Consider the following 23,990-nt stretch of genomic DNA (forward strand, 5'->3'; position numbering starts at 1 on the left):
ATCTCTATGAGGAAAAATTTTTAATAAGTTAGTGTCACATATTCAAAAATACTACGACATATACTTATGATTCGAATCAAATACTATTATTGAGGTGATAATTATGAATAATTTAAATGTAAAAAGCAATGGGGATCCATGGGTTTTAAATGTGCAGAACTGGTTAAATGAAACATACAATACCGTTTCAGGTTGGGGAAGTGTTCCTGAAGATGGTAGAACTGGATGGCCTACTATTTATGGAATAATTAAAGCTGTACAACATGAACTTGGAATTACTTCACTTGCAAATAACTTCGGTGTTACTACACAAGCGAAGTGGGATGCGAAAATTAGTAGCCTTCTTGTTCTAGGAACAAAACATAGGATTATTAAGTTGATAGATGCTGGTATGATTTGTAAGGGAATGGGGACGGGTGCATTTAGCGAAGAATATACCCAATCAACAAAAAATGCTATTCTCCAGTTTAAGTATGCAGCTGGAGTCAACGAATCAACTGATAATTTCTCTTCTATGTGGGCTAAAGCATTATTTGATATGAGTGCATTTAGTTTAGTGTATGGAGGAAGTTTAAAAATTCAACAAGTTCAAATGTATTTAAATCAAAATTATAATCGTTATACTGGAATTCTGCCATGTGATGGTATTTATCAAAGAGAAACAAATAAAGCTTTGATTTATGCTCTACAGGCTGAAATGGGTATGTCAACAAGTGTCGCTAATGGTTTTTTTGGTGAAGGAACTACCGCAAACTGTCCAACTTTATCTCCTTCAATTGGCTCAAAGAATAATATTGCCATTTTGCAAGCGGCTTTAATTGTTAATGAAGAATATAGTGGAAATTTAGATGGGATTTGGACGTCGTCACTTTCTGCAGCAGTAAAAAACTACAAGAATTTTATGAATATTTCACCTGTAAACGATACCGCAGACATGCCTGTTATAAAAGCTTTGTTAACTACTACGGGGGATACTTCTAGGAAAACAACTGCTTGCGATACATCCTACCAAATACTAACTATGGATCAGATTAATATTTTGAAAAATGCAGGTTATAATACAATCGGTCGTTATTTGACTGGTACTGTTGGAATTGGAAGTAATGAACGACCAAAAAACTTAACTATTCCAGAATTAAAATTACTAGAAGCAAATAATTTTAAAGTATTCCCCATTTATCAGAATGGAGGTGCTAGTCTTGCTTATTTTTCTAGATATGGGCAAGGAATTAATGATGCAGTCCAGGCTGGTGCCGCCGCTAAGTCTCTTGGGTTTAAAAATGGAACTACAATTTATTTTGCATGTGACTTTGATGTTTTGGGTGACGAAATTCCAGTAGTTGTGAGTTACTTAAGAGATGTAGTCCATACCATGCAAAGCAAATATCCTGAGTACGGCGTTTCGTTGTACGCGCCAAGAAATGTATGTACGCAAGCAATGAACTCAATTATCCAAATTCAAAATTGTTTTGTATCAGATATGTCCTCGGGGTTTAGTGCTAATCTAGGGTATAAAATGCCTAAGAACTGGTCATTTGATCAATTCTTTGAATATAGTCTTGGGGGAATAGATATTGATAAAGTCGGTGTATCAGGGTATTGGGATAATGGTCAGTCATCGTTTGAATATCCCACAGATGCTGAACGCCTTCTAGAATTAGAAGAAGCTAAAAAAATCTCTATCGCAAAAAAAATTACAGAAGCACTGCCACTATTTAAAGAGAATTTAACCACTGAATTTTCTTCTGAGATTGAACAGACTGCAGTTGTAGGTAATATTGTTTTGCAGTTAAAAATATCAAATAGTATTGATGTTTTTGATGGAAACTATGCAAAGTTTAAAATTGAAAATGGAAAACCAGAGCTTAAATTTCAAGAAGATCTGCAGCTGGTTCAAGACTTAATTGATTTAACGGGTGGAAATAATCAAGTAGTAGATATTGTCAATAGAATTAGTGAAATCATGAATAGTGGAGACATTCAGATTTCTATGGATATAAATGACGCTGGTGCTATTGGGGTGCTCATTAAGTCTACAGGAAAAGATACTATCAGATTAAATAATGAGCCTATAAATTATAATTATTCTGTATCTTTAGGTATCTATTTTGATCCAAGAGAGCTTCCACCAGGACTATCTCCAGAGTTGGACAGATACAAAATCCAAATTGAAGAATTTGATCGCCGTTTCAGTTTGGCAGTGGGACTAGGTGTTGGTCTTACTCCAGTAGCTGTATTAGGCTTCTTAGGTTTATCAGGTATTGTTGCTACACAGGGAGTATTACAAGGTATTGCAGCAATACTAGCTACTATGATAGCTTTTTTTGAAGAAACGTTTAAAGACTAATTTCCATTAAAGCGACCGGATGATGTTATCACATTCTTTGTTGTAGAGATGATGGACGTGTGAATTGAAATTTAGAACACAATTTTTATAAGCTGACTGACGAAAAAAGCTAAGTCCTTCTAAAAACATGACAAATTTTTGTGGAGGACTTAGCTTTAACATTTGACATCGTTTATAACATCAAGTATTTCGAGCAATATTAAGATATGATTCTATACATACACCAGCATTATAAACACCCTTAAAAATCCCTAAATCATTTTCTCATACACCAAAGTTGTGATAGAAGAATTGAATTAACGCTACAGTAGCTGAAAAAACAAGCAGCAATATAGAACGATTAATTAATAGGACATTTGACTTAGGTGTGTAATATCCATTATCTAACGCTACTTTCAATAAGTTTGTAGGATGATTGTTTAAATATTCTTTCCAAAACAATTCAATTTCGTTCTTCGAATATACTTTTTTTACATATAAAATAGCTATAATATCCGCTATAAGAGTTAACTGAAAAAAAATAAAAAGGACACTTAACCAGTACACCATTGATAAGAATGGCGTAAAAAAATATAGGAGTATGAATATGAATTGAAAAAAATACGCTAGGTGACGCAAGAAAAAACCAGTTTTAGGATTTTCTTTAAAAAAATAATTGGTTTGTTTTTTTAACAATCCTTCAGCCTCTTTTAAAGACATTGAGCCAAACTCATTTGCAATTTTTTGGTAAATTTGTTTATTTCCTTTTTCATTTTGTCTAATTAGTACACCACAAGCAATGAGTAACACCCAATAACATACTATATAAATAATCATTATATTATATTCCTCACTCACCTAATCTAATAATTTAAAATTCAAAATCATCCTTGTTACTCTTTTCGAATCGATTCAGCTCTCTTATTAATTATTAGCTTATATATTCACTATATTGATACCAGATTTAATGTTGTTAGTTAATGGAAAAACTAAGGTTGATTTACTGTGACTCTGAGAATTATTACTTCTATTATTATTTTGATTAATATAAAGTGACAACGTTAGTTCATCATCATTTCCATCGAGTAAATATGATTCTTCATCATAGTTGTTCAATTCATTTTTCAGTTCTACAATTAATTGTTTATCAGCAATTGAGACTTTGTTTATATTCGATCTATCAATTAGTTCTTGTTTATTATCTGTAATAACTTCTGTAAAATAATGAACTGGAAGGTAGCTAACTTCTTTTTTTGGAATCTGATTATCAACAAAGCTGAGACCATTATTACACTGACAAAAATAATTTTTGATAGTTCTTTTTCATTATTAAACCCCTCAAGTAATTAATTATCTTGATTATATAAAAAAAACACATCTTAGTCTAGATAACAGTTTGAAGATGCAATAAAACAACACTGTAAACGATTACTGATATAGAAGGGAAATACATTATTAGGTAAATTTTATAAAGTAGTTGCATCATCTTCATAAAAAAAACACTGCACTATTAGCAATGCTCCAAGAATACATGGATTAATAAATTTTTTAATTTACCTTATCTCTCACTAAAACAAATCGATTAGTACCATCAATTTTTCGATACTCTCGGTCACAAGTTTTGCATAGATAATGTCCATTTGAGTAAAAAGAATTTCCTTTCCTTACCGTAATTTTTTCTAGATCACCACAATCGCATTCTATCCAATCAGGTGGCCAATACCATCGTTGATTATACGGTGTAATAGGTACTTTCCCTTGGTCACCGTAACATTTCCGCTCAAAAACCATATGAATCATCCCTTCGTGATAAAACACTATAACGTGTATATATTTATTATATAGTGTTTTTCAGAATAGACTTTTCTTGTTATAAATTTGTCTCTATAAGGGCCACTGGAACATTAGTTTTTGGCAATCAGTAAAATAAGTTATAAAATCTTATTATAACAATGTTTTATAGTTTCAAAAAGTCATTGTCAAAATGATTCTAATTAATCATTCCCAAAAACTACCGCTATTTTCTGTACGGATGTTCCAGTGCCCCCTTAAACGAGGGATCAAAAAAGAATCAAAAACTATTAAGTTTCTGACACCTTTTTTATCCTGAAATACATCTTATTTGGTGACTAATAACGGGAAGTATAAATACATCAACTTTTTAAAACGGTTCAGAGAAAATATCGTTGGCGCACTTTAAACATAAGATAGATGCATTTTGATTCTCTAAAGCCTTGAGGGATTTTTCTTGAGCGCTATTGATTTTGGGAGGAAATTGCCATTTAGTCCAACATGTTTCATAAGTACTTATTTCTTTCTTACATCTGTTACAATAAAATTTTTTTGACTTTACATCGTACATGTTAAAGCTCCTTTAATCTGTATTTGGACATTGGTTAACCATCTTTTTTGTAATTCTAAAAGATAGGTATATCGATATAAGCAAAAACAATAAACAAACTAAGAACAAGCAGAAAAAGAGAATGTAATTTGATAATTTAAATATTTCATTTATCATAGAAGTTTTCAATAAGTTTTGAACTAACATGAATATAACAATCAGTATCAGAAAAACGATTGAGCTTCCGTTTATTCCAGCTAAATAAACCGCTGGTACTAAAAGGGAAGTGTATATTACACTAATAGCTATTGATAATCCTATAACACTTAAGTATACCAAAATTGAGTATTGGTTGTAAAAAAGTAAAAATATAGAATTTACAATCAAATTGAATAGTGAAATAGTTGCTAGAACAACTCCCATAACAGTATATCTTGATAGGACTATATCCGTATGTCTAATAGGCAAAGTAGTAGAAAAATAGTACCAATCGTCTTTATGATCATCTGTGAATAATGGTAGTACAATCGATACAGAAATAAATATACTAATAATATTAGCTATTATAAGCCCAGTTTCTTTAAATATCAAAACAGCAGTAAAGTATATGATCAAAAATGAGATAACATACATTACTTTAATCTTATTCCTTAAGGAATAAACACAGCACATCCAGTTTCCTCTGAAAAATCTGATATATAAGATAGTAATGTGTTTCTAAATACGGGATCCAATCCATTAGTTGCCTCATCCAGCAACAACAATTTGGGCTTTCGAAAAAAAGCATAGGCAAAATTTAATTTCACTTTCATACCATGTGAATAATCGTTAATTTTTTTATCTTTTGGTAAGTCGAATTCCTTTATGTATGAAAAAAATAGCTTCTTGTTCCAGTTTTTAAAAACTTTGCTAAAAATAGAGTTTATATCAATAGCTGTAAATGATGCGTTGAAATGATTTTTGTCTAGAATAATGGCCATTTCTGATTTGTCTGTTTTTGTGTGCTGATCGCCCCAAAAAGATATTTCTCCATTGGACGGCTCTAAATTTTTAAATATTACGTTAAATAAAGTTGTTTTCCCTGCACCATTTTCACCTATCAAACCAACAATATCCCCACTGTAGAGTTTAAAACTTATGTTGTTGAGACTAAAGTCGCTCCTCTCAAAATTAACATCTGTTACTTTCAAAATTTCCTGCATAGTAATTCTCCTTATTTAAATCATTAAAAATAGTGGTGATATATGCTTCTACCAATGCACCTAGAAAAATAGCGATAATTCCTAATAATAAAATTAATTTTGTATTTTTGACGTTTGCCACATGATATTCAATACTTTTCAAACCAATAAGTGCACCCAAGAAAAAACCAAAAAACTCGATCCCTCCATGAAGTAGAACGGATACTGCACCCATTTGTAACATAATAATTAGCGGCGTATTAATGCCTAGAAGATAAGCATTAGATATTATTACAACATAGGTAACATACTTATTTAGAACACATCCGCTACATAATATAAAAAAAAATGAAATTATTGAAAAAAACTTTTGTGAAAAAGTAAAAATCATTTTCGCCCATTACTACTTCTGGCCGATCTAAGTTTATGAACATCAAACTAATAATAACAATAATAAAGTAAGTTAAAAAAAATAACGCATTAATTTTGCATTTCTTTCTTGTAATCTTGGAACATCAGAAAAGTAACCCCTCTTAGTTAGAAAAAAAGTAAAGAATAAGCAAATCCAGGATATACCATATAGAAATAATAAGTGTAAAATCTTTTTTACTTCCTTCTATTTTTTTGTAAACAGATATGCGAGTATGATTATACTGATAATTTCAAAAGGATTGACCTTGGTTATTAGAATATTTACTAAGTGATTATCCGACTTAATCAAACTATTCAATCCTATAAAAGACTCTTTACTAACTCCAAAAATGGCGCCCAGAAATGTGTTCCTTATTTAGAAATAAATCATCCATTGTTGTTCCTCCTCTAATTGGTTTTGACCATTCCTTCAGTAATTATTCAAACGTTAATTTTGCAATCTCAAAATCAAAATACGTTCCAGATACCCAGTCAACATGACCGCTATCTGTAAAAGTTTTGCGGATCACATCCTCTTCATCTTATAGTGCATGTATGGCATCAAGGATTGCCTTTGCTTCGTTCTTCTTAAAAATACCTAACTCTTCTTTTCTTTGCGTAAATTGCAGATTCTCAACCGTCGCAGCGTTACTTAAAAAGCCCATCAGGATAGAAAAAATCCCCTTTTTTCACATAAACTTGTTTTACTAACTCACCGCAATCACATTTTGTACAGCTAGGCAGCCAGTATAAGCGCCGATTGTAGGGCGTTATTGGTATTTTCCATTGTTCATTCAGTTTCTTCATGCACATGAAAGATATTTTAAGTACCCGATAGATTAATAATACCGAGAAAATGTGTTATTAAATTATGGAACAATGGTAGTACTTAGAAATTTTTAAGAAAGAAAAGCGATCTTTTTTGCCCTCCACCTTCCAGCTGCTCCCCACCACTTAGGAGGGCAAAAAAATAGACGTGCAATAGCACGTCTGTAGCGTCAATGATTGATATCTCACCGAAATCTTGCTATAATTACTGTGTAAAGAGGAGTTGCGTGAACAACTCCCCTACAGCACCGTTTAAGACGGTGGCAAGTTTTATATTATTTTAGTAATCAGTCAACTCGCCAAAGTTTAGTGACTGGTTACTTTTTTTTGTCGTTTTTTGCTGCAGTTAGGATGCCAAAGATAATCGTTGCGATTAAAGAACCGAAACTAATCATTAGCCCTAATGCTTCAGCTACAGACAAAAGGCTTCTCCTTTCTAAAGAGTGAACACTTACTTTCATAAGCACCACCACCTTTCAAAAGATAGCCACCGTCACAAACTTTACTGTCCTACTATTATACCAAAAACACACGCTATAAACCGATAGTTATCAAGGTTTTTAGCGTTTTGTCATGCGATAAGAGCGGTCTAAGTAAAGGAATTTTTTTCTCGTTTCATTGGTTAAAGGAACCATCCATTCGTCTTGTCCCGCATTGAAAGATCCCTTTTATTTCAACATCCGAAGAACACGCACCTGCACCATTTTTCTCTGACCTTACCTCAAAAAATCCCCACTCCTCCCTCTTCCTCCTCCCAAGACAGCTCATCCAAGATCCTAATCAACTTTTGAACCTCTTGATTCAACATCGCACTCTTTAAATAGGCATATTGAATATAAAAAATTTCCTTATCTTCAGGGACTAGCGGTATTTTCACTAAGCCTTCCATTTCTTGAAACACAGGAAATTCCGTCATCAAGGTAATGCCGATATTGGAACTGACCAGCTGGCCAATCGTCTGGACGTCTGAAAAATAAAAGGGGACTTCCGGCTTCTTCTTTGATTTCTCACTTAAATTCTGAAAAGCGCGCATGTGGGTATAGCCTTTTTCCAATAGGATAAAGGGATATTCGGCAGCTTCTTCAAATGAGATTTCCTTTTTCTTAGCTAACGGGTTTTCTTTTGACACAAAAATAAAAAACTCTTGCTGATGCAATAATTTCACCTGCAGATTCGGGTGGACGAGGGGATTGACACTGCCCAGCAAGCTAAAATCGATTTTTCCTGATAATAGTTTTGAAAGCAATTCATTGGATCCCCCAGATACCAAGTGAAATTTCGAAATAAAGCGGATGATCTCTTTTTCATCTAAGAGTTTTGAAAAGACTTTGGAACGAATGATCGGTGGCAGGCCGATGTGGGTGCGGTTGTTTTTGGCATGGTCGATGGCTCTGTCTAAGGTCACAAATTCATCTAAGATATATTGCGCATGAGCCTTCAAAATTTCCCCTTCCGTGGTCAATGAGATGGAGCGATGTGAGGCTTCTCGCACGATCAAATCACAGCCATAATGCTCTTCCAAGCGTTTGACAGCGTAGCTGACGGTTGGTTGACTGACCGCAAATTTATGCGCCACTTGGGTAAAAGAAAGCATATCTGCCAAAGCGTTAAAGTATTCTAAATCTCGTATATTCATCGTCTGATTCCTCCCTTAACCGGTTTAAACTAGCAGCGGTTTTGTTATAAATAATTTTTATTATACCACCGATAGTTGACTATAATTCTGTCCGAGGATTAAAGTAGCTAATGGAAATGAACGAGTACTCAAAATATATCCATTGGAGGAACATAATGAAAGCACATGACATCTTAAATAACCCATTTTTGAACAAAGGAACCGCGTTTACACAAGAAGAACGAAAAGAACTAGGGCTGATCGGTTTATTGCCCCCACACGTGCAAACGATCGAAGAACAAGCAGAACAAGCTTATTTGCAATATGTCACCAAAGAATCAGACATTGAAAAACGTCACTTTTTAATGGAAATCTTTAATACCAATCGGACATTGTTCTACTATTTGTTCAATCAACATATCGTTGAATTCAATCCGATCGTCTATGATCCAACGATTGCCGATACCATTGAAAATTACAGCCGCCTATTTGTGGATCCTCAATATGCAGCATACTTAGATATCAATCATCCAGAGAACATCGAAGAAACGTTGAAAAATGCCGCTGGCGATCGGGACATTCGCTTGATCGTAGCCACTGACGCTGAAGGGATTCTTGGGATTGGTGACTGGGGTGTCCAAGGTGTCGATATTTCTGTCGGTAAATTGATGATTTATACAGCTGCTGCTGGGATCGACCCTGCTTCTGTTTTACCAATCGTGATCGATGCCGGTACCAACCGTAAAGAATTGTTAGAGGATCATTTGTATCTAGGCAATCGTCAAGAACGTGTCTACGGTGATGCCTACTACCAATTCATCGATCAATTTGTTCAAACGGCAGAATCATTGTTCCCTAAACTTTACTTGCATTGGGAAGACTTTGGCCGTTCAAATGCTGCAACGATTCTGGACAAATACAAACAAACAATTCCAACTTTTAACGATGACATCCAAGGAACGGGAATCGTTGTACTTGGCGGTATCTTCGGTGCACTGGATATTACAGGTGAAAAATTAACGGATCAAGTCTACTTATGTTATGGCGGTGGTTCCGCTGGTGCCGGGATTGCCAGCCGTGTCCATGCCGAAATGGTCAGCGAAGGTCTTTCAGAAGAAGAAGCCTACAATCATTTCTTTATGGTTGACAAACAAGGGCTTTTGTTCGATGATATGTCCGATTTGACTCCTGCACAAAAACCATTTGCCAAAAAACGGGCTGACTTTGCCAATGCTGGCGATATGACGCAATTGATCAATGTCATTAAAGTCGCAAAACCAACGATTTTGGTCGGTACTTCAACCAATGCCGGTGCCTTTACCAAAGAAGTTGTGGAAGCGATGTGTGAAAACACTACTCGTCCAGTGATTTTCCCTATCTCGAATCCAACCAAAAAATTAGAAGCAACGGCTGAGCAAGTAATCGAATGGTCTGATGGAAAAGCCTTTGTGGCAACCGGTGTCCCTTCAGGAACGATCCAATACAAAGGAGTCGACTACCAAATCGGCCAAGCAAACAACGCCTTGATTTATCCTGGTCTAGGGTTAGGTATGTTGGCTTCAGAAGCCTCTCTCTTGACCGACGAAATGATTGGTGCCGCTGCTCACTCATTAAGTGGTTTGGTTGATTTGAGCCAACCCGGTGCACCTGTTCTTCCACCATTTGAATACGTTGCGGACGTTTCTATCAAAGTGGCTGAAGCAGTTGCCAATAAAGCCAAAGAACAAGGACTAGCCCAAGCGCAAGAAACCGATATGGCAAAAGCTGTCCAAAATCTTAAATGGTATCCAACATACTAGGAAGGTCTGAAAAATGAATAAATTAAAAACGATGACGATTTCGGGAATTAGTCTTCCCTTGTATCTCTTTTTCATGGTTGTCATATTCAGTGCGATTGCCTTAGACAAGTTGCCATTAAATATGGTTGGGATCACCATTTTACTGGTTGCCTTAGGACACCTGCTGTATTTCATTGGGGAAAAACTCCCGATCATGAATTCTTATCTTGGCGGTGGGTCAGTTTTTACCCTGCTTGGTGCCACCCTTTTGGCCTCCTTCCATCTCGTTCCCACGAAAGTCATTGACGCGGTCAGTGACTTCATGGGGGGCGGTTTTGGTTTTCTTGATTTCTATATTGCCGCTTTGATTTGCGGCTCGATTTTAGGTATGAACCGCAATTTGTTGGTGAAGGCTTCTACGAAATTCATTCCTGTTGCTTTGATCACCATGGTAGTAGGCTTTTTCTCCGTCGGCCTTGTCGGTATGCTGCTAGGCAATGGCTTTGCTGATTCGGTGATGTATGTGTCTCTACCAATGATGTCTGGCGGGATGGGGGCGGGAATCACCCCACTTTCACAAATTTATGCTGATGGCTTGGCAAACGGCAATCAAGCCGCCATCTTTTCTCAATTAGCGCCAGCAGTTACTTTCGGGAATATTCTTGCCATTATTGGTGCTTTATTTATCGCAAAGGCCTTTGCTAAAACCAAATACAATGGCCATGGCACCCTGATCAATGCCACGAAAGAAGAATTAGAAAAACCAAAAATAACGCTTGATGCCCAACAAATCGGGGTCGGGATGCTGTTTTCCTTTTCACTGTTGGTCGTTGGTGCGATTTTAAGCGACTTTTTCCCTAAAATTCACGAGTATGCCTTTATGATCGTGATTGTCTTTATTCTGAAAGCCTTGAATATTGTCCCTAAGAAACTCGAAGATTCTGTGGTGATGTTCAACAATGTTGTAATGACGAATTTGACCCACGCAGTCTTGGCGGGGATTGGTTTGGCATTGATCGATCTGTCAACATTGGCTTCTGCCTTTACTTGGCAATTTGTCGTGCTTTGCCTAACCAGTGTCGTATCTATGGGGGCTGCCAGCTGGTTCTTCGGGATGGTATTGGGGATGTACCCCGTTGAAACCGCAATTGGCGCCGGTATGATCAACAACTCCATGGGGGGAACAGGCAATATCGCTGTATTGTCTGCCTCTGATAGAATGGAAATGATTGCTTTTGCCCAAATGGCCAACCGTTTATGCGGTGCGATCGTGCTGATTCTAGGTGGAATCTTGATCCGTTTCTTCTATTCTTGATCTAAAACAAAAAACAGGTGCTGCTACGCATGATGCATAGCAGCACTTTTTGCATTCCTCAAACGAATTCGTCCAATTGGTTGCACGAATCAAACAAAGGTCCAACCATTTCCTCATAAAAGAGCCAAAAAGAGCAGTGCCTCCGCACTGCTCTTGCTTTCCTGATTCATTCAAGGGTTACAACTTCTGAAACAAGGTTGGTGCTTGATCAGGAGACCAAGTGGTGTCCCCGTAATTTGAGTGGGTGTTGATCACGACATAGTTGCTGCCTTTATGGCTCACGATTTCACCGCTTGTATACACTTCTGGTGCAGAGAAAGTTCCTAGTTTCCACACACGGTATTCTGACTCCCCGCCTCCAGGTGTTTCCGTTTCTTCTTTGGCATTGGTTTTCACGCTCAGCTGGTTACTGAAAGCGGATTGTTCGCCCGTTTTGCTGATTGCTTTGATTTGGTAATTGTAGGTTGTATCCGCTGCTAGATTCGTGTCTTCATAGGTTGTTCCTGTGGCCGTAGCAATTTTGACGCCATTGCGGTAAACATCATATCCAGCGATCCCATTTGTATGAGTCGATGCTTGCCACATTAAGGAAACGCTGCTGTCTGTCACGCTCATTTGATGCAGGTTGCCTGGTGTCGAAGGGGTTTCGACTTGATTGTCTGCTGAGGTAGTCACTTTCACTGCAGCACTTTTTTCTGAAACTAACGCAGTAAAGCCGACTGCTTCTACTTGATAGCTATAGGTTGTATTGGCTTTTAATTGTGTGTCGGTAAAAGTTGGCTCAGTAGTCGTTGCCACTAAGGCACCATCGCGATACACGTTGTATTCTTTCGCATCGGTTTGACCGTTCCATGCTAAAGCCACCGTGCTGCTAGTCACTCGTTCTGAGCGGACATTTGCTGGTGCTGCTGGTTTTTCGGGAATGACCGTTGAGCCGGAAACGTTGACGTCGATCACGTTATAAAAGGCATTTGGCGTATCTGCAACATCCCAGACCGCTAAAATGACATGGTAACCGAGACGATTTTCTGGAATGGTAATGGTATGGCTTGGGCTATTGCTGGCAGCCGAACCATCGTGATTCACAGTAGCGATCAATTCCAAGCTATCTCTTGAAAGTGGCGCATTTTGATCCCAACCTGGTTTCGTGATATAGTAATGCCATTTTGTGGTCTTGTGAGGCGCTGTATAATGCCAATTGACCCGCAATGGTCCTTGATTGATGTCTTGTTTGGTCCAACGATTGGTTCCTTGTTCATCAAGAACAAAGTCCCCGATTTGTCCGAGTCCACCATCTGCCGAAGCGATGCGACCATCTACTGGTCCTGCTTCTGGAAAGCCTTTTTTAGTTTCCAATGATTGTGGGTTTGAAATGACATTGCCATATTTCTCAAACGCAGCGCTCCACCCTAACGTATTGCGATCCAAAGACCCTTGATAGCCCCGACTGACCGGTGATTCCACATAACCATGAGCAAATACTTGTTTCCCCGTGAAGAACAAGGTCCCTCCAAGTAAGATTGCCACCCCGACCGACCATTTTACCAATGCGTTTTTCATACTCTGCCTCCTAAAATTTTTTATCATCGAATAAACCAATCCTATCCGTTTATTCCTTGATTCCGATTCATTGAAAAGCAAACCCTACATTTATAAATAGTTTATTTATATATGTATGATAAACGACTTAATCATTATAAGATTATAATGACTAGTTTTCCGTCCTTTCAGTTAGAAATACAAAAAAACTTGAAACGATTCTCCTCCCTAATCGCTTAAGAGGATTCGTTCCAAGTTTCTTTCTTTATAGACGATCTTTTTCAGGAAAAAACAGCCGCTTATTTCCCGTTTTCTTTCACATAGTCAGAGGATTGCGCGCCTGCTTGGCGACCAAAGACCATAATGTCGGCTACAGCATTGCCGCCGATTCGATTTTGTCCGTGAATACCGCCGGTCACTTCACCTGCTGCATACAAGCCAGTGATTGGTGTGCCATCTTCTTTCAATACTTGGGTCTTCGTATTGATTTTGACGCCGCCCATTGTGTGGTGGATCCCAGGTGCGATTTGAATCGCATAGAATGGCCCTTCCGTCAGATCATAGTCCATCGCCGTTTCACGACCGAAATCTTTGTCGGCTTTGCCTGCCACTGCTTGGTTCCATGTATCTAAGGTTTTCTTCAAGGTTGCTGGATCGACATCGATTTTTTCAGCTAAGGCTTCGATGGTGTCGGCTTCTACAACTACACCTTGTTCTTTGTAGTAATCGACTTGTTTGGCTCTACCTGCTAACGCATTGTCAAAAATTAAGTAGGCATAGCTTTCTGGCAGATCTGTGATAGCAGCAGAAACATTGTCGCGGGTTTCTAATTCATTGTAGAAACGTTCCCCTTGTTGGTTCACCAAGATGGCGCCTTCTCCACGAACGGTTTCACTGATCAACATGCCTGTATCTTGAACTACTGTTGGATGGACTTGGATTTGATCCATATCAACCGTTGCGCCGCCTAATTCTTCGATCATCTTGATGCCATCGCCTGTACTTCCTTCAGAAGTCGTGCTGACATAGCCTTTCAAGTCTGGACGATATTTTTCGATCAGTTCTTTGTTGGAGCCAAAACCACCAGTAGTAACAACGACCGCATCGCCAGCGATTTCTTTTTCTTCGCCATTGATTTTCACGTTGACGCCAGTGACTTTGCCGTCTGTTTCATTGATTTTTGTCACATCAGCATTTACAAATAAAGGAATTTCTTGCTCATGAATGTTTCTCAACAGGCCATCCACCAAATACGTACCGACTGCTGAACCGTCGTGAGGACGATGGATCCGTTTTACACTGGCACCACCGCTATAGCTGATATTGTCTAAAGTGATCCCCATTGAATCCAACCAATCAATCGCTGAAGCAGAGTTGTCTACTAAATAATGTAGCAATTCTTGATCGTTGGTTCCTTTACCACCTTTAAGGGTATCTTCAAAAAATTGTTCATTCGAATCTTCAATGTCTTGGGCTTCTTGGAACTTGGTTTCTGATGCGTTCATTCCGCCAGAAGATTTCAAGGTATTTCCGCCTGCGATCGGCATTTTTTCTAAAATGACTGGATTCATTCCAGCATCTTTAGCCGACAAGGCTGCTGCCATCCCTGCACCGCCAGCACCAACGATGACGATATCATATTGATCTTTTAACTCTGCTGGATCGGTATACTCTTGTTGGGAAGCACCTGAAGTGACTTCACTTTCTGAAGAAGAGCTTGCCGCACTGCTGCTGGCTTTTGTTCCGCCATCGGCACCACATGCACTAAGCAACAATAATGAGGCTGCCCCAATCACCCATTTTGACCATCCACTTTTTTTCATTTGTTTCCCTCCGTTTTTCTTGCTCTTTTCTCCTCACTGATCCCCGTCATATACAATAAGAAAAGCAGCATTTTTCTTGCGAACTCTGCCAACTTGTTACTTTATTAACAATGATAAACATCTTGCGATCGGACTATTTTTCTATTCGATAGCGACAAAAACATTGTTTAAGCAACATTTTAACAGCGTTCTATTTTATTTAACCATTGTAACAAAAAAAGAAACTAAGTGTCCCGTAATAATTTGTGTATATTTTAACTATTCGTTCTCATTGTTTTCTAATTTTACCAAAAAAGATACTATATTTTTCTCGCTACTTTCTGCTATTGAAAGCTATCACAAAAGACACGCCCATAGAAGGATCGTTAAGCTTACGGTCAAAAAGATATGGCCGCGATTGTTCTTTCTCTGTTCTTTTCCCTTTGTCCTACGCCTTCTTTTGTATAATAAAAGAAAAAGCAGAAATGGAGTGGCGAATGGAAAAATTGACCCGAATGTTCGAGCGAGTGATCAGTATTTGCATTGATAGCATGTTAGCGATCTTAGTTGTTATCGTCTTGATTTTTATGGGAAAAGCGATTTTTATGATCAGCACGACGCTCTTTCCCTTAAGTGAAGCGCCCCACCTGTCCTTTTTGATTGAAGAAATTGCCACGTTATTCATTTTATTAGAAATCATTTTGATGTTGCTGCGGTATATGAAGGACGGACACCATATTCCCGTCCGTTACTTGATTTTGATCAGTATTACTGCGATTTTGCGCGAGCTATTGTTAACGCAAGGCATGGCGAACGATGCCCTATTTTTTGCTCTAGCGATTTTTGTCTTGGTACTGGTCTTGCTAGTCCTGCAAAAAATCAATGCCTTCCAGCATGCCCAAGAAAAAGACCACTGAAACTAGCCCGTCGGATCAGTTGGGTTCAGTGGCTTTTTCGGGATCAGTTAGAGGAATACCAATATAAAAGGTGGTTCCTTTAGGCGTACTTGTAACATCGATCAACCAGTCGTTTTTTTCCACGATTGAAGAGACAGTGAAGAGTCCTAGACCAGTACCGCCAGTGGCACTCTTGGTCGTGAAAAAGCGGGTAAAGATTTTTTCTTGGATTGCTTCTGGTATGCCGGGACCGTTGTCGACGATTTCAATCAAAGCAAACTCCTGTTGTGCGGAGAAAGCTTGCTTACGAAACGGAAAGGTGGCGCTTTCTGTCGAAGTGCGACTCAATCGAATGCTGCAATCGGCATTTGCTTGGTACACATTCATCAACAAATTGTAAATAATGACTTGCAGATCGATCTTCTCATAGACGGCATATCCTACTTCTTGGATATCATACGTAAGGGAAAAGGCTTTTGGCAACAGTGCGCGCATAGTAGCGATGGCTTCTGTCAAGGTAGTAGCGATCGACTGCACAGTTTTATCGGCACTTTCGAGTTTCGAAAAACGTAGCACATTGCTGGATAACTCTTTGCCTTTTTCCGCCGCTTTGCAGACTTCTTGCAAGTCCTCCACTAAGACTTCATCGTGTTGGTTTTCCTCGATCAGCAATTGCAGATGACCAATCATTGGCGTCAAAAAGTTGTTTAGGTCATGGACGATCGAGGTCGTTAGCAAGCCAATGGTTTCCAGTTTTGATTCTTGCAAAATGTTTTTTTCGATTTCGTGCTTTTCTTTTAACAGCCGTTGTCGTTCTTTCAATGCTTGGTTTTCGACATAGGCTTGATTGCGTTTCATGTAGTTTTTGATCAGGACGGTCAATAAAATCATAATGACAAACAACAAACCTAGTAGGCCAATCAAAATCAAGTTGTCTTGTAAAAAGAGACCGCTTTGCTCCAAAAAATCGGCATTGCTAGCGACGATCAGCCGACTGTCGCCGATGGTGATCCATTGATAAGCAGCCAATTTCAGCACTTTTTGCAGTGTTTCTTCGTTCCACCAATAAGAATAATAGACGGAGGTGCCTGCTTCATTGTCGATTTGTTCTTGCTCCAAGCGCTCAAGATCGGTGAAATCCAGCTCTGGAAATTCTTTTTTGCGGCTTTCAACGATGGAAAAACCAATTTGTTCGTCCGATGGGTGCATAACGATCCGCATCTCGGCGTTTTTGACCATCGTATAGCCGGAGACATTGCGATCGGTGGTAAATTCATGATGGTACATGCGCTGTAGATTCAAAGGCATCACAAGAATCGCTTCTTTGTCGTCAAGGGTTAAGGACTGATACACATTTAGATAGGCCTGCTTGCCATCAAAATAGACTTGCCCATTTTGTACCTGCCGTCCTGCCAATACTTTGTCTAAGGATGGGTCTTTGAATAACAATTCTTGCACCGGCGGGTCTTCTGGTTTATTGACCGCCGTTGCGGTATTTTGAGCGATGATCTGACCTTGTTGGTCGATCAAAAACAATCCGACCATGGCATTGTTCGCGGAATTGATCACTGGTAACGTTAAAGGCCGCTGCAAATCAGCCAAGGCGGCGCCTTCAAGGTGGTCATCGGCATAATTGGCAAGAGCCATATGGTACGATTCGATACTGCGGCTGATCAGCTTGATCGCCGCTTGATTGACCGTTTCCAACTGCCGCAACCCGACGGTTTCAGCTTGTCTTTGTGCGCTTTTATAACTTGTAAAGGTAAAAATAAGTCCAATCAGTGTAATGAATAAGGTAGCGACCACACTTAAATACAGCCAAAACTTTGATGGCGGTTTCATTGTAAACCCCTTTCATATTTACTATAATACTATTGATACAGGAGGCGGATATTTTGCGAGATGAAAAAATTTTAATCGTTGATGATGACCCTGCTATTCGGCGGCTAATTTGGAAATCTTTACAATCGACGGGTATTTTGATCTACCAGACTGATTCCGTTGAAAAAACGATTGCGATCAATTCTCGTGTCAGCTTTGATCTTTTTTTACTGGATATCAGTTTGGAGCATGAAAATGACGGCTATCATTTGGCACAACTGATTCGAGAAGAAAACCCCACGGTGCCGATCGTCTTTTTGAGCGGTAAAAGTGACGAAAAAGATATGATCAACGGCTATGAGATCGGTGCCGATCACTACATTACGAAACCTTTTTCACCGGCACTCTTAAAAGCACAAATCGTTTCGATTCTTGATCGCCGCAACGTGCTGCGAGAAAAAGGGATCGCCAAACCGGAAGGGGATCTGTGCAGCGGCATGTTTCGTTTTGACCAAAAACGCTATCAGTTTTTCAAAAATGACCAGCCCATCAAGTTGTCTTCAAAAGAAATCATGCTGATGCGCTTTTTCATGGAAAATCCGGATCAAGTGTTCTCGAAAGAACAGATTTACAGCAATGTCTGGCAAGATGGCCAATTCGATGCCAATACCGTGATGGTTTTTATCAATCATCTGCGAAACAAAATTGAAGATGAGCCGAAGCACGCCCGCTTTTTGAAAACCGTTTGGGGGATCGGCTATACCTTTTTACCAGAAGGAGACGCCTTCTAGCTGCAAGAAATAAAGGGCCAAGGCTAAAAGATCCGCCGAGCCGCCGGGACTCAAATGGCGTGCAATCAATACTTGATCATAGGTCGTTAATTCACGAAGCAAGTCTGTATCCGACAGATTGGCTTGGTGAATTTTTTGCATCTCCTGCTGCACGGTCTTCATCGCCTCGTAGCCGCCTCGGTGGACGAGGTTGCTGTCTTCGGTTTCACTCATTAGATAGACCAACCCGCGTAACAAGGAAACGGAGGTTTTTTGTGGTTGCTGCCGTAAGTACTCCAGCAGTTTTTTAACCGTTGGATACCCAGCTGCGGCTTCTCCACGAATTCCCATCGTGCCATAGGTCAAATAATTTTTTTCTCCGTAAGACAACTGGTCTTTGTGGGTGATTTGCTGCAGGTCTTGCTTGACCAAATGCTGGCAGATGTCGGCGGCAAGCTGCAGGATCTGATTGGTATCTTCAGCCGTCAGCTCCGCCTTGCCATTTTGTTGATAATAGACTCCTGTCGCCCCCAACAAAACTGCAAAGGAAAAGTTCGCCCCTTTGTGGGTATTGATGCCTTTGGTTGCCTGAAGCATCGCTGTTTCTGCTTCTTGACCGATCCCACGTAACTGGTCAAACAGCTGGATCAGGGCGCCTGTATGGGCAAAGCCAGCTTGGCTATAGCGCTGAAAAAAAGGCGCCAAACAAGTGATACTGTTGATAAAGGTAAACACATTCATGTCCTGATGCGCACCAGAGGAGCAAGGATCTACTAAACCAGGCTTGGGTGCTAACGCTACCTCATAATGCAGCGCATTGACTGCATAGCTGCTGGCGATAAAAAGACGGGAATCAGTCAATTTTTCTTCGCTCCATTTCAGCAAGAATAAATTGCAGGGAGTGATCCAAATGTTCATGGGTCAACAACGTGATCTGTTCCGTGTCATTGGTTCTCATGCCGCGATAAATCAGCCAATGTTCCGCCAATGCCGCATCCCTTCTTCTAGAAGAGCGAATCGCAATGTCACGAAAATACACGAGGTACGCTTGCAGATCTAGCACGATACTTTTTAACCGCAGCATTTGACTTTTTTCGTAAATAAACGCATTGAAGTCCGAAAAGTTTTTCAAGACCCCATCCACATCATCCTCACGATTCAGCTGTTCGCCATGTTCTAACAAGCAGCGCATTTCTTGGAAATCTTCCTCAGTCATCAAGTCCATCGCTTTGATGGTCGCTAACGTATCCAATGATTTGCGGATATCGTAAATCTCATAAGCATCTTTGATACTGATCCCTTTTACGACGATGCCGATTTTTGGCACATGCTCCACCAGTTTTTCAGCCACGAGCTGAGTCATGGCGTAACGAATCGGGGTTCGGCTGATATTTAGCGTATCGGAAAATTCTTTCTCATTGATGCGAGAGCCTGCGGGAATATCTCCTAAAATGATGGTTTTTTTGAATGCTTCATAGATCAAATCTTTTAATGGTTTATTTTTGGTCAGATCCAGATTTTTATTTACTGCATCAATAATTGGATTCATGATTTACTCCTATCATACTAAAAACAAATGAGATTTTTGGGAAAAAATAAGTTTATCGATAAACAAGGAAAACTACCGAGCAAAATGGCAGCCTGCTCGATAGTTTCTGTATGAAATTACTGTGGAATATAAAACGGCATGTGACCTAATAGCACGATCGTAACGACGAAAATCACGAAAATCCCCAGTGCGTATTTCGCAGCTTCTTTTTGCCATTGCCCCATATCTAAGCCCGTCAAGCGCAACAGCAAGTAGATGAAGGCAACCAATGGACTTAACAAGTGGAACGCTTGGCCCATTAAGGACGCCAAGGCCATCTGCATATTGGTGAAGCCATACGAACGACCTGCTTCTGCTAAGACCGGTAGGACCCCAAAGTAAAACCCATCATTGGAAATAAAGAAGGTCCCAGGTGCAGAGATCAGGGCGATAACTATGCCCCAGAAACCAGCCAATTGTTTAGGAATGATTTGCGTGAAGCTATTCGCCAAAGCCGTTGCCATCCCTGAGCCTTGGAACAAGCCCATGAAGACGCCTGCTGCAAAAACTAAAATCACGACTTGCACGGCGTCGCCGCCGTTGGCACCGATCCGTGACGACTGGTCTTTCAAGATTGGGTAGTTGACCATCAATGCAATACACGTACCTACAAGGAATAACAAGATTGGTGGTAAAGCGATACTAGAGATAAAGGAGCTTGCTACTAACCAGCCAATCAAGACGATCGTTAAGATACCGTTGAAGACAAAGTTTTTCGGACGGCGGATCGCTAATGTATCAGGATCAGTCACAGTTGTCATTTCTAAAATCTCATCGTTCGTCAGCTCGGTAACTCCTAAACGTTTCCGTTCTTGGATCCCCATTCTGCGAGCTACAAAGAAAACCACATAGAGCAGAGACAAAATCATTCCTGGCAGCAGATAAGAAAGAATATCCGCATCAACTTCCAGCACGGCCATTGCCCGAGCAGTCGGTCCGCCCCATGGCAACAAGTTCATGATGGTGTTTTGCAAAATGATCAAGACACCAAGGTTCATCATTTTCATATTCAACTTCTTATAAATGGGAATAAACGCAGAACAACAGATCAAGGTCGTGGTCGTTCCATCACCGTTCAAAGAGACTGCAGCGGCAACGACTGCCGTTGCCATCAAGACTTTCATCGGATCGCCTTTAGCAAAATAAATCATTTTTTTTGTGATTGGATCAAACAATCCCGCATCCAACATAATGGAAAAGTACAAAATCGCAAACAGCAACATGATCCCTGTGTTGGCTGTGGTGGAGATTCCCTCAAGGACAAAATCACCGATATTGCCTTTTTCTGAAACACCAGCAACCATCGCAACAAGGGTAAATAGTAATGGGATAATTACTAAGGATGTAAAGGGTGACATTTTTTTCTTCATGATGACGAACATGAAGACAATAATCATAGCATAGGATAAAATCGTTAAGAACATTTTCTTCTTCCTTTCATGCATCGAAATGTGTAAGCGTTATCAAAAAACATTTTAAAAAAATTACAGGCCCGTAATTTGTTAGCGACAAGCGTCACTAGTTTGTGAATCTTTTTCTTTTCTTAAAGGAAATAATGTTATTGAATGCTTTACACGTCTAAGAATAAACAATCAAGAAATAGAAAAAAAGACCCGTTTTAAAAAAGAACAGCAAAAAAACAATTTCTCTTTTCAAATCTTATTTTTCGTTTAAAAAGTTCTTAATAGAATATTAACGCAATAAAAACCTTGATAAATCAACGTTTAATAAGGTTTTTCGCTCTTTTTTCAAAAAAGGAACACTGAAAAAACAATTTTTAGCCGAAATAAATCTCGCTGATTGAACGGGAGTTTCTATAATGAAAGGGAACGAATCATTGAGAAAGGAGAAACCCATGAATCTTATTAAAAGATTGTTCAAAAAAACGCATGATGAACCTGATGCGCCTGTCAGCTCCCCTTTGAAGCCCGAGGAAATGATAACGGATCCACCCGCGTCTGATTGGCAAGAAGTGTCGAGCTATCAGCCAGCGCCTGCAGAAGATTATCCATTAGTCAGTCTGATAGCCGCCGCACTAGGGGCTGAATGTTACCCTGAAAGTCAGTTTGTCATTCGAAGAATTGAGAAACGCAATCCTGAATTTAAGCGAGTCGCCCTGATTGCTGCCAGTATTGCCGCAGGAGAGCTGCCTGATTCTCAGTTCACAATCAAAAAAATAGCAAAAAAAAATGAAAACAAGTGAGGGAAAAACATGTTACGTAAATTTAAAATAGCGATCGATGGGCAAGAATACCTTGTCGAAATGGAAGAAATCGGTGCGCCGCAACCTACCGCTCCTGCCCCAGCAGTGCCAACACCGGCTCCTGCAGCGGTACCTGCTCAACCAGAGGCAGTCAGCACACCAGAACCAGAAGTAGCACCGCAGCCAGCGCCAGCTACGCTTCCTGCTGATGGCGAGCCGATTCATTCTCCGATGCCGGGAACGATTTTACGTCTCTTGGTCAATGTAGGTGATACTGTACAAGAAAACCAGTCGTTGATGATTTTAGAAGCCATGAAGATGGAAAATGAGATCGTGGCACCAAAAGCAGGAACCGTGGTTGCCATTGCAGTCAATGCGGGCGACATGGTCAACCCAGGAGAACTGCTGATTACGATCGGCTAATTTATTGAAAAGGAAGTGACGTAGTGGAAACGTTAATTGAAGGTGTAGTCGGGTTAGGATCGGAGCCGGGACGGATCGTTATGATGTTCATCGGTGGTCTATTAATGTATTTAGGGATCAAGAAAGAATATGAACCGACCTTATTAGTACCCATGGGATTGGGCACGTTGTTAGTGAACTTCCCGAACTCAGGTGTGTTAAGTGCTGGCGGAGAAGCTGGCCCGTTCCAAGTATTGTTTGATATGGGGATCTCAACTGAATTGTTCCCCTTGCTTTTGTTTATCGGGATTGGCGCCATGATCGACTTTGGTCCCTTGCTGCAAAATCCATTTCTTTTGTTGTTTGGCGCTGCTGCGCAATTCGGGATCTTCTTTACGATCATCGTTGCCGTGTTGCTTGGTTTTGATTTAAACGACGCAGCTTCCATCGGGATCATCGGCGCTGCTGACGGTCCGACTTCGATTTTTGTCGCAAATACGCTGAACTCGAAATATATGGGCGCGATCATGGTAGCAGCTTACTCTTACATGGCGCTAGTACCGATCATTCAACCGGTAGCCATCAAAGCAGTGACGACCAAGCATGAACGAAAAATTCGTATGTCGTATCGTGCCGGCGAAGTTTCGCAAACGGCCAAAATTTTGTTCCCGATCGTGATTTCGATCGTAGCAGGGTTGATTGCGCCTGTTTCATTGCCATTGGTCGGATTTTTGATGTTTGGAAATCTCTTACGGGAATGTGGTGTCTTGGATCGTTTGTCCATCACTGCTCAAAACGAACTAGTGAATATCATTAGTATCCTCCTAGGTTTATCAATTTCTGTGAAAATGCAATATGAAGAATTCTTACAAGTCGATACATTGATGGTTATTGGTTTAGGGCTGGTTGCCTTCATTATGGACTCGGTCGGCGGCGTGTTGTTTGCGAAAGTGCTGAACTTGTTCCGTAAAGAAAAAATCAATCCAATGATCGGTGCCGCTGGTATCTCTGCGTTTCCAATGTCTAGTCGGGTCATCCAAAAAATGGCGACAGATGAAGATCCGCAAAACTTTATTTTGATGCATGCAGCCGGTGCCAACGTTTCAGGACAGATTGCTTCGGTCATCGCCGGTGGCTTACTGCTGGCACTGATTGCTTAGGTCACTAGAAAGGA

The 23,990-nt window shown here is 39.9% G+C and carries 20 protein-coding genes; 8 read left to right on the top strand and 12 right to left on the bottom strand.

Annotation, left to right across the window (positions count from 1 at the left end; translation table 11 throughout):
* Positions 1 to 103: 103 nt before the first annotated feature.
* Positions 104 to 2,347, top strand: coding sequence for a glycoside hydrolase domain-containing protein (locus IGI82_RS17175; RefSeq protein WP_115232975.1), 2,244 nt, complete (start codon positions 104 to 106; stop codon positions 2,345 to 2,347).
* Positions 2,348 to 2,611: 264 nt separating this feature from the next.
* Here IGI82_RS17175 and IGI82_RS17180 read toward each other — a convergent pair whose 3' ends face one another.
* The 6 genes from IGI82_RS17180 to IGI82_RS17205 form a co-directional block, all read right to left on the bottom strand.
* The gene (locus tag IGI82_RS17180; RefSeq protein WP_438842554.1) at positions 2,612 to 3,163 is read right to left on the bottom strand and encodes a hypothetical protein; all 552 of its coding nucleotides are present in this window, start codon (positions 3,161 to 3,163) and stop codon (positions 2,612 to 2,614) included.
* Positions 3,164 to 4,700: 1,537 nt separating this feature from the next.
* The gene (locus IGI82_RS17185; protein WP_438842555.1) at positions 4,701 to 5,339 is read right to left on the bottom strand and encodes an ABC-2 transporter permease; all 639 of its coding nucleotides are present in this window, start codon (positions 5,337 to 5,339) and stop codon (positions 4,701 to 4,703) included.
* Positions 5,318 to 5,869 (bottom strand): ATP-binding cassette domain-containing protein, encoded by a 552-nt coding sequence (locus IGI82_RS17190; protein ID WP_438842556.1) that lies wholly within the window; start codon positions 5,867 to 5,869, stop codon positions 5,318 to 5,320. Before IGI82_RS17190 ends, IGI82_RS17185 begins: the two co-directional genes overlap by 22 nt.
* A complete protein-coding gene (locus IGI82_RS17195) occupies positions 5,838 to 6,239 on the bottom strand; it encodes a hypothetical protein (protein WP_115232979.1) in 402 nt (133 codons plus the stop codon). Before IGI82_RS17195 ends, IGI82_RS17190 begins: the two co-directional genes overlap by 32 nt.
* A gap of 1,165 nt (positions 6,240 to 7,404) precedes the next feature.
* The gene (locus IGI82_RS17200) at positions 7,405 to 7,548 is read right to left on the bottom strand and encodes a putative holin-like toxin (protein ID WP_015510573.1); all 144 of its coding nucleotides are present in this window, start codon (positions 7,546 to 7,548) and stop codon (positions 7,405 to 7,407) included.
* Between the two features lie 260 nt (positions 7,549 to 7,808).
* Positions 7,809 to 8,723: a LysR family transcriptional regulator gene (locus IGI82_RS17205; protein WP_101699520.1), complete on the bottom strand. Its 915-nt coding sequence runs from the start codon at positions 8,721 to 8,723 to the stop codon at positions 7,809 to 7,811.
* 116 nt (positions 8,724 to 8,839) lie between these two features.
* Between IGI82_RS17205 and IGI82_RS17210 the strand changes: the two genes are divergently transcribed.
* Together IGI82_RS17210 and IGI82_RS17215 are read left to right on the top strand one after the other, a co-directional pair.
* Complete coding sequence (locus tag IGI82_RS17210; protein WP_438842614.1) at positions 8,840 to 10,501, top strand: malolactic enzyme; 1,662 nt, start codon at positions 8,840 to 8,842, stop codon at positions 10,499 to 10,501.
* Between the two features lie 13 nt (positions 10,502 to 10,514).
* A complete protein-coding gene (locus tag IGI82_RS17215; protein WP_005230514.1) occupies positions 10,515 to 11,795 on the top strand; it encodes a 2-hydroxycarboxylate transporter family protein in 1,281 nt (426 codons plus the stop codon).
* A gap of 177 nt (positions 11,796 to 11,972) precedes the next feature.
* Here IGI82_RS17215 and IGI82_RS17220 read toward each other — a convergent pair whose 3' ends face one another.
* Positions 11,973 to 13,355, bottom strand: coding sequence for a lytic polysaccharide monooxygenase (locus IGI82_RS17220; RefSeq protein ID WP_034869493.1), 1,383 nt, complete (start codon positions 13,353 to 13,355; stop codon positions 11,973 to 11,975).
* Positions 13,356 to 13,633: 278 nt separating this feature from the next.
* Positions 13,634 to 15,157: a flavocytochrome c gene (locus tag IGI82_RS17225; protein ID WP_438842557.1), complete on the bottom strand. Its 1,524-nt coding sequence runs from the start codon at positions 15,155 to 15,157 to the stop codon at positions 13,634 to 13,636.
* 476 nt (positions 15,158 to 15,633) lie between these two features.
* Between IGI82_RS17225 and IGI82_RS17230 the strand changes: the two genes are divergently transcribed.
* The gene (locus IGI82_RS17230; RefSeq protein ID WP_438842558.1) at positions 15,634 to 16,053 is read left to right on the top strand and encodes a phosphate-starvation-inducible PsiE family protein; all 420 of its coding nucleotides are present in this window, start codon (positions 15,634 to 15,636) and stop codon (positions 16,051 to 16,053) included.
* Positions 16,054 to 16,068: 15 nt separating this feature from the next.
* On the opposite strand, the gene IGI82_RS17235 is transcribed toward IGI82_RS17230, so the two are convergent.
* Entirely contained in the window at positions 16,069 to 17,874 is a 1,806-nt protein-coding gene (locus IGI82_RS17235) for an ATP-binding protein (protein WP_438842559.1), read from the bottom strand.
* A 53-nt stretch (positions 17,875 to 17,927) separates the two neighbouring features.
* On the opposite strand from IGI82_RS17235, the gene IGI82_RS17240 reads away from it, so the two are divergent.
* The gene (locus IGI82_RS17240) at positions 17,928 to 18,644 is read left to right on the top strand and encodes a response regulator transcription factor (protein ID WP_005230498.1); all 717 of its coding nucleotides are present in this window, start codon (positions 17,928 to 17,930) and stop codon (positions 18,642 to 18,644) included.
* On the opposite strand, the gene citG is transcribed toward IGI82_RS17240, so the two are convergent.
* The 3 genes from citG to IGI82_RS17255 all read right to left on the bottom strand — a co-directional run bounded on the left by citG (position 18,621) and on the right by IGI82_RS17255 (position 21,635).
* Entirely contained in the window at positions 18,621 to 19,484 is an 864-nt protein-coding gene (gene citG / locus IGI82_RS17245) for a triphosphoribosyl-dephospho-CoA synthase CitG (protein WP_438842560.1), read from the bottom strand. The two genes, IGI82_RS17240 and citG, sit on opposite strands and share 24 nt — an antisense overlap.
* Positions 19,477 to 20,172 (bottom strand): GntR family transcriptional regulator, encoded by a 696-nt coding sequence (locus IGI82_RS17250; protein ID WP_005230494.1) that lies wholly within the window; start codon positions 20,170 to 20,172, stop codon positions 19,477 to 19,479. Before IGI82_RS17250 ends, citG begins: the two co-directional genes overlap by 8 nt.
* 116 nt (positions 20,173 to 20,288) lie before the next feature.
* On the bottom strand, positions 20,289 to 21,635 hold the full coding sequence (locus tag IGI82_RS17255; RefSeq protein ID WP_167827245.1) for a CitMHS family transporter: 1,347 nt from the start codon (positions 21,633 to 21,635) through the stop codon (positions 20,289 to 20,291).
* Between the two features lie 431 nt (positions 21,636 to 22,066).
* On the opposite strand from IGI82_RS17255, the gene IGI82_RS17260 reads away from it, so the two are divergent.
* From IGI82_RS17260 to IGI82_RS17270, 3 genes are read left to right on the top strand one after another with little or no spacing between them, the layout of a single operon-like run.
* A complete protein-coding gene (locus tag IGI82_RS17260) occupies positions 22,067 to 22,414 on the top strand; it encodes a hypothetical protein (protein WP_438842561.1) in 348 nt (115 codons plus the stop codon).
* A gap of 9 nt (positions 22,415 to 22,423) precedes the next feature.
* Positions 22,424 to 22,837, top strand: a complete 414-nt coding sequence (locus IGI82_RS17265) for an acetyl-CoA carboxylase biotin carboxyl carrier protein subunit (protein WP_005230471.1) — start codon at positions 22,424 to 22,426, stop codon at positions 22,835 to 22,837.
* Between the two features lie 23 nt (positions 22,838 to 22,860).
* A complete protein-coding gene (locus IGI82_RS17270; RefSeq protein WP_005230469.1) occupies positions 22,861 to 23,976 on the top strand; it encodes a sodium ion-translocating decarboxylase subunit beta in 1,116 nt (371 codons plus the stop codon).
* Positions 23,977 to 23,990 lie beyond the last annotated feature (14 nt).

Source organism: Enterococcus sp. AZ067 (genome assembly GCF_051715005.1).
Classification (GTDB): domain Bacteria; phylum Bacillota; class Bacilli; order Lactobacillales; family Enterococcaceae; genus Enterococcus_D; species Enterococcus_D casseliflavus.

Coding starts and splice junctions, on each gene's coding strand:
- IGI82_RS17175 (WP_115232975.1), top strand. CDS start 104: ATGAATAATTTAAATGTAAAAAGCAATGGGGATCCATGGGTTTTAAAT.
- IGI82_RS17180 (WP_438842554.1), bottom strand. CDS start 3,163: ATGATTATTTATATAGTATGTTATTGGGTGTTACTCATTGCTTGTGGT.
- IGI82_RS17185 (WP_438842555.1), bottom strand. CDS start 5,339: ATGTGCTGTGTTTATTCCTTAAGGAATAAGATTAAAGTAATGTATGTT.
- IGI82_RS17190 (WP_438842556.1), bottom strand. CDS start 5,869: ATGCAGGAAATTTTGAAAGTAACAGATGTTAATTTTGAGAGGAGCGAC.
- IGI82_RS17195 (WP_115232979.1), bottom strand. CDS start 6,239: ATGATTTTTACTTTTTCACAAAAGTTTTTTTCAATAATTTCATTTTTT.
- IGI82_RS17200 (WP_015510573.1), bottom strand. CDS start 7,548: ATGAAAGTAAGTGTTCACTCTTTAGAAAGGAGAAGCCTTTTGTCTGTA.
- IGI82_RS17205 (WP_101699520.1), bottom strand. CDS start 8,723: ATGAATATACGAGATTTAGAATACTTTAACGCTTTGGCAGATATGCTT.
- IGI82_RS17210 (WP_438842614.1), top strand. CDS start 8,840: ATGAACGAGTACTCAAAATATATCCATTGGAGGAACATAATGAAAGCA.
- IGI82_RS17215 (WP_005230514.1), top strand. CDS start 10,515: ATGAATAAATTAAAAACGATGACGATTTCGGGAATTAGTCTTCCCTTG.
- IGI82_RS17220 (WP_034869493.1), bottom strand. CDS start 13,355: ATGAAAAACGCATTGGTAAAATGGTCGGTCGGGGTGGCAATCTTACTT.
- IGI82_RS17225 (WP_438842557.1), bottom strand. CDS start 15,157: ATGAAAAAAAGTGGATGGTCAAAATGGGTGATTGGGGCAGCCTCATTA.
- IGI82_RS17230 (WP_438842558.1), top strand. CDS start 15,634: ATGGAAAAATTGACCCGAATGTTCGAGCGAGTGATCAGTATTTGCATT.
- IGI82_RS17235 (WP_438842559.1), bottom strand. CDS start 17,874: ATGAAACCGCCATCAAAGTTTTGGCTGTATTTAAGTGTGGTCGCTACC.
- IGI82_RS17250 (WP_005230494.1), bottom strand. CDS start 20,172: ATGAATCCAATTATTGATGCAGTAAATAAAAATCTGGATCTGACCAAA.
- IGI82_RS17255 (WP_167827245.1), bottom strand. CDS start 21,635: ATGTTCTTAACGATTTTATCCTATGCTATGATTATTGTCTTCATGTTC.
- IGI82_RS17260 (WP_438842561.1), top strand. CDS start 22,067: ATGAATCTTATTAAAAGATTGTTCAAAAAAACGCATGATGAACCTGAT.
- IGI82_RS17265 (WP_005230471.1), top strand. CDS start 22,424: ATGTTACGTAAATTTAAAATAGCGATCGATGGGCAAGAATACCTTGTC.